Source organism: Azospirillum sp. B506 (assembly GCF_000333595.1).
In the GTDB taxonomy this organism is placed as follows: domain Bacteria; phylum Pseudomonadota; class Alphaproteobacteria; order Azospirillales; family Azospirillaceae; genus Azospirillum.
The window spans coordinates 1-4,394 of record NZ_BADK01000159.1; the positions used below are offsets into that span (position 1 = coordinate 1).

Below are 4,394 nucleotides of genomic sequence, written 5' to 3' on the forward strand. Positions count from 1 at the left end.
TCGCGTGCGCGGTATCGCCGCTGTCGAGCGTCCCGCCCGACGCCGTGCGGTAGGGCATGGCGTCGGCCGCCACCAGGTTGCGGCGGATGACGTCGAGCGGGTCCAGCCCCAGTTCCGCCGCCACCCGATTCATCAGCCGCTCCAGCCCGTAATAGAGCTGCCCGCCGCCGAAACCGCGGTTGAGGCCGGTCGGCGTCTTGTTGGTGACGACGATGCGGTTGGTCAGCGCAAGATTGGGGATGTCGTAGGCGCCGGTCAGGTTGCCGTGGTTGCGGTAGAGCGAAGCCGGCTCCGGCGCCCGCAGATAGGCGCCGCAATCCTCGGTCTGCTCCATCCGCAGCGCCAGCACCCGGCCGTCCGGTTCCACCGCCGCCTCGATGCGCATGCGGCGCGCGGTGGCCGAGGTGGCGGCCATCAGATGCTCCAACCGGTCCTCCACCCATTTCACCGGCCGGCCGGCAACGCGGGCACACAGCCCCATCAACACGACATAGGGAAACACCGCCTGCTTGTTGCCGAAGCTGCCGCCGGAATGGGGCGGCGTCTTCAGCCGCAGCCGCGATCCCGGCACGTTCAGCGCGCGCGCCATCACCGGATGGACGGCGAAGGGGCCGGAGAAGTTCGACAGCACCTCGTAGGCATCCTCAGCGGCGTCATAGTCGGCCAGGACGACGAAGCACTCCATCGGGGTGCAGGAGTTGCGCGGATACTCGACCTCGACCGACACGCTGCGGGCGGCGCGGGCGAAGGCGGCCTCGGGGTCGCCATAGCGGAAGCTGCGGCTGTTGACGAGGTTGGAGCCCACCGCCGGATGCAATGGCTCCGATCCCTCTTCCAGCGCCTGGGTTATCGAGGTCACCGGCGGCAGCGGGCGATAGTGCACCTCGATGCGGTCGAGCGCGTCCTCTGCCAGATAGCGGCTGTCGGCCAGCACCACCGCCACCGGTTCGCCGACATGGCGCACACGGTCGATGGCAAGACACCAATGTTCCATCGGCGCGCGGATGCCGACCAGGAAGGCGCTGGCATGGCGCTTGGCGTCGTCTCCGGTCACCACGGCGGCGACGCCCGGAAGCGCCAGTGCGGCGGCGGTGTCGATGCCCAGCAGCTCGGCATGGGCGTGCGGCGAGCGCAGGATCGCGGCGTGCAGGGTGCCCGGCTTCACCGGCAGATCGTCGGCATAGCGGGCGACGCCGGTCAGCAGCGCCGCGTCTTCCACCCGCGGCATCGCACGGCCGACGAGTGGCGCCGTTGCGGCCGGGCTGCCTTTGATCTCAACGATCGGTGTGGCGGTCTCAGGAGCCGTTCGGGTGGCCGTCATCGTCATCCTCATTCGATCGCCGAGCGCCAGACGGCAGCGGGAGAGGCCAACCGGTCGATATCGACGGACTCCTCGCCCGGAACGCGGATGCGCTTGAACTTCATCTCGGGGGATCCCAGCGGAATGGTGGCGTCGATGCCCCATTTCGCCCCCAGCCCCTCGTCGGTCGAGGGGTCGAGCCTGGAGCACTGGCTGTTCCCCACCACCACCAGATCGCGGTCGGCCTGGAAGCGGGTGGCGATGGCCCATTCGACCTCGCGCGCGTTGTGGATGTCGACGTCGGGATCGACCACCACCGCATGCTTGATGTCGTAATGGGCGGCGAAGGCGCCGAGCAGGACGTTCTTCGCTTCGCCATGCTGGGTCTGGCGCAGCTTCACCACCAGATGGTAGCGGCCGACCCCGCCCAGCGAGAGATGGACGTCCTGCACGTTGGGGAAGTTGCGCTGGAGCGTCGCCAGGATCGTCGCCTCGCGCGGGATGGCGCCGAGCAGCAGATGCTCCAGCCCGCCGCCGACGATGGTGGGGAAGAGCGGACGGACCCGATGGGTCACCGCATCGACCTGGATCACATGGCGGTCGGCGCGTTCACCGTAATATTGCGGGAATTCACCGAACGGCCCCTCCGCCTCGCGCACCAGCGGCAGCAGCCGGCCTTCGATGACGATCTCGGCCTCGGCCGGGACGCGCACGCGGTTGGTCTTGCAGCGCACGACGTCCAGCGGCTCGCCGCGCAGCGCCCCGGCAATCTCCAGCTCGTCCTGGCCGACCGGCACGATGGCCTGGGAGGCAAGCAACGTCGCCGGATCGACGCCGATCACCAGCGCGATCTCCAGCGCCTCGCCCTTCGCTTCCGCCTTCCGGTAGAAATGGTCGGTGTGGCGCGGCAGCAGCAGGATGCCGATGCGGTCCGGCCCGTTGATCTGGCAGCGGTGGATCGAGACATTCTGCACCCCCGTCTCCGGATCGCGGGCGATGGTCAGCCCGGCGGAGATGTAGGGACCGCTGTCATGCTCGTTGTGGGTCGGGATCGGCAGCAGCCGGGTCAGGTCGATGGGGCCGCGGTGGACGACCTCCTGCACCGGCGCCTCCGCGACCTCGCGCCAGGGCAGCGGGTCGGCGGCGGCGCGCTGGCAATGGGCGATCAGCTCGTCCCCCGGCACCCCCAGCGCCTCCGCCATCCAGGCCCGGTCGGACACCAGGCCCGACACCACCGTGCCGGAATGGCCGTCGGGGTGGGGGAACAGCGTGGCGGTCGTCCCGTCCAGGCGCTTGGCGACGGCGGCGAGCTGGTGCACCAACCCGACGCCCGGCCGCATCACCGTCAGGCGGCCGGTCGCCTCCAGCCGGTCGAGCCAGCCGCGCAGGCTGCAGGCGGCGCTCCGCGTTTCCGGGACCGGAGACAACACCGGGGCCGGGTTGGGGAAACGGTCTATGGCGTGGTTGCTCATGGCTGTCTGCCTTGGAAGGGACGATGCGACAATACGGACAAGGGGGCGGGCGACGAGCCGGGCTGTCCCTGGCTCAGGCGACGTCCCGCATCGTCCGCGAGGAGGACATCAGGCGCGGCAGGTGGCTGACGCTCATCACGATCAGCGGGATGACCAGGGCGACATAGGCGTTGTCGATGCCGTAGGGATCGCCGGCCAGATACCAGCCGATGGTCAGCACCAGCGACAGCAGGATGCTGGTGAGGGCGCCCTTCGGCGTGCCGAACTGCGGTGCGTAGAAGATGAAGAGGACCAGCACGGCCAGGGTCAGGCGCAGCGACTTCGCCAGGAAGGTGACCTTCAGCACGTCGGGGGCGAAGATGGCGAGCGGGATCGGCAGCAGGCAGACGACGGTGGACGCGATCCGCACGAACAACAGCGCCCGGGAGTCGGCGGCCTTGACGATGTCGGTCTTGTGGACCGCCGGCAGATAGAAGTCCTTGTAGAGCAACGTCGCCGTGCCGATGCTGATGGCGGAGATCGTGCCGAACAGCGAGCCGGCCAGACCGGCGACCACCACCGCGGCCATCAGGCTGTCCATCTGCGACACGACCATCGGGAAGGCCTGGAGCGCGTTGATCTTCGGGAACATCAGCGACGCGCACATGCCGCACAGCGCCGCCGCCAACCCGAAGGGCACCAGCAGCAGGGCGGTGTAGAGGCTGGCCCGCTGCGCCTTGGCGGCGTTGTCGACGGTGCTGATCGCCTGCAGCACATACTGGGTGGAGAAGACGGCGCCGGTTCCCGCCAGGATCCAGGCCATGATCTGCGGCCATCCGGCGGTGTCGATCGCGAACATCTCGGCCGGCAGGCGGGCCTGCAGTTCCCCCATGCCGCCGACCTGCGACAGGGCGAAGGCGGTGGCGACGAGGATGCCGATATATTTGACGATCGCGTGCATCACGTTGGTGTAGATGACCGACCGCATGCCCCCCATGCTGACATAGAGTGCCGCGACCATCCCGGTGATGACGATGGCGGTCGCCCGGTCGATCTTCAGAAGTCCGGCCAACACGGCGCCGCCGCTGGCATAGACGGAGATGGCGACGATCTGCAGCGCCGCGATCATGATGATGCTGGTGGCGAGCTTCGTCCCCTTGCCGTAGGTCTTCGCCATCACGCCGGAGATGGTGTTCTCGCCCAGATCCTTGAACTTGCGGGCGAACAGGAAGGCGTAGAACACGAAGCCGATGCCCAGCGCCGCGAGGTTCCACGCCGCCGAGATGCCCCACTTGTAAGCGGCCTGGGCGGTGCCGACGCTGGCGGTGGTGCCGATGAACTCCGACATCAGCAGGAAGCCCACCAGCAGCGCCGGATAGGTGGTGCCGCCCGAGGTAAAGTTGTGCGCGGTGTTGGCGAAGCGCTTGGCGGCATAGCTGATGACGCCCATCGCCAGGATATAGACGATGGCGAGCGACATGGCGGTCCAGTTGGCGTCCATGGCGAATGTCCTCCCGGTGTGGCAAGGCCCGCCCGTTGCCTGGGTCTTTTGCGGGCATGTGGGTGCGTGCGGGCCGACGACGTCGGTCGGCCCGGTCGGCGGTACGCTACGGTGCGGGGGCGTACGGCGCGGCGCCCCGCGC

3 protein-coding genes are annotated in these 4,394 nt (G+C 68.7%); all 3 read right to left on the reverse strand.

Annotated features, from left to right (window positions below):
* Positions 1-1,321, reverse strand: a 1,321-nt coding sequence (locus I71_RS05720) for a xanthine dehydrogenase family protein molybdopterin-binding subunit (protein WP_244433657.1), incomplete at its 3' end; no start/stop codon positions are given.
* Between the two features lie 8 nt (positions 1,322-1,329).
* A complete protein-coding gene (locus tag I71_RS05725; protein WP_244433658.1) occupies positions 1,330-2,772 on the reverse strand; it encodes a UbiD family decarboxylase in 1,443 nt (480 codons plus the stop codon).
* Between the two features lie 73 nt (positions 2,773-2,845).
* Complete coding sequence (locus tag I71_RS05730) at positions 2,846-4,252, reverse strand: sodium:solute symporter family protein (RefSeq protein ID WP_042692092.1); 1,407 nt, start codon at positions 4,250-4,252, stop codon at positions 2,846-2,848.
* Positions 4,253-4,394: the final 142 nt, after the last annotated feature.

What these genes read in the sequence shown, in the direction of transcription:
- I71_RS05730 (WP_042692092.1), bottom strand. Translation starts at nt 4,252, where the DNA reads ATGGACGCCAACTGGACCGCCATGTCGCTCGCCATCGTCTATATCCTG.
- I71_RS05725 (WP_244433658.1), bottom strand. Translation starts at nt 2,772, where the DNA reads ATGAGCAACCACGCCATAGACCGTTTCCCCAACCCGGCCCCGGTGTTG.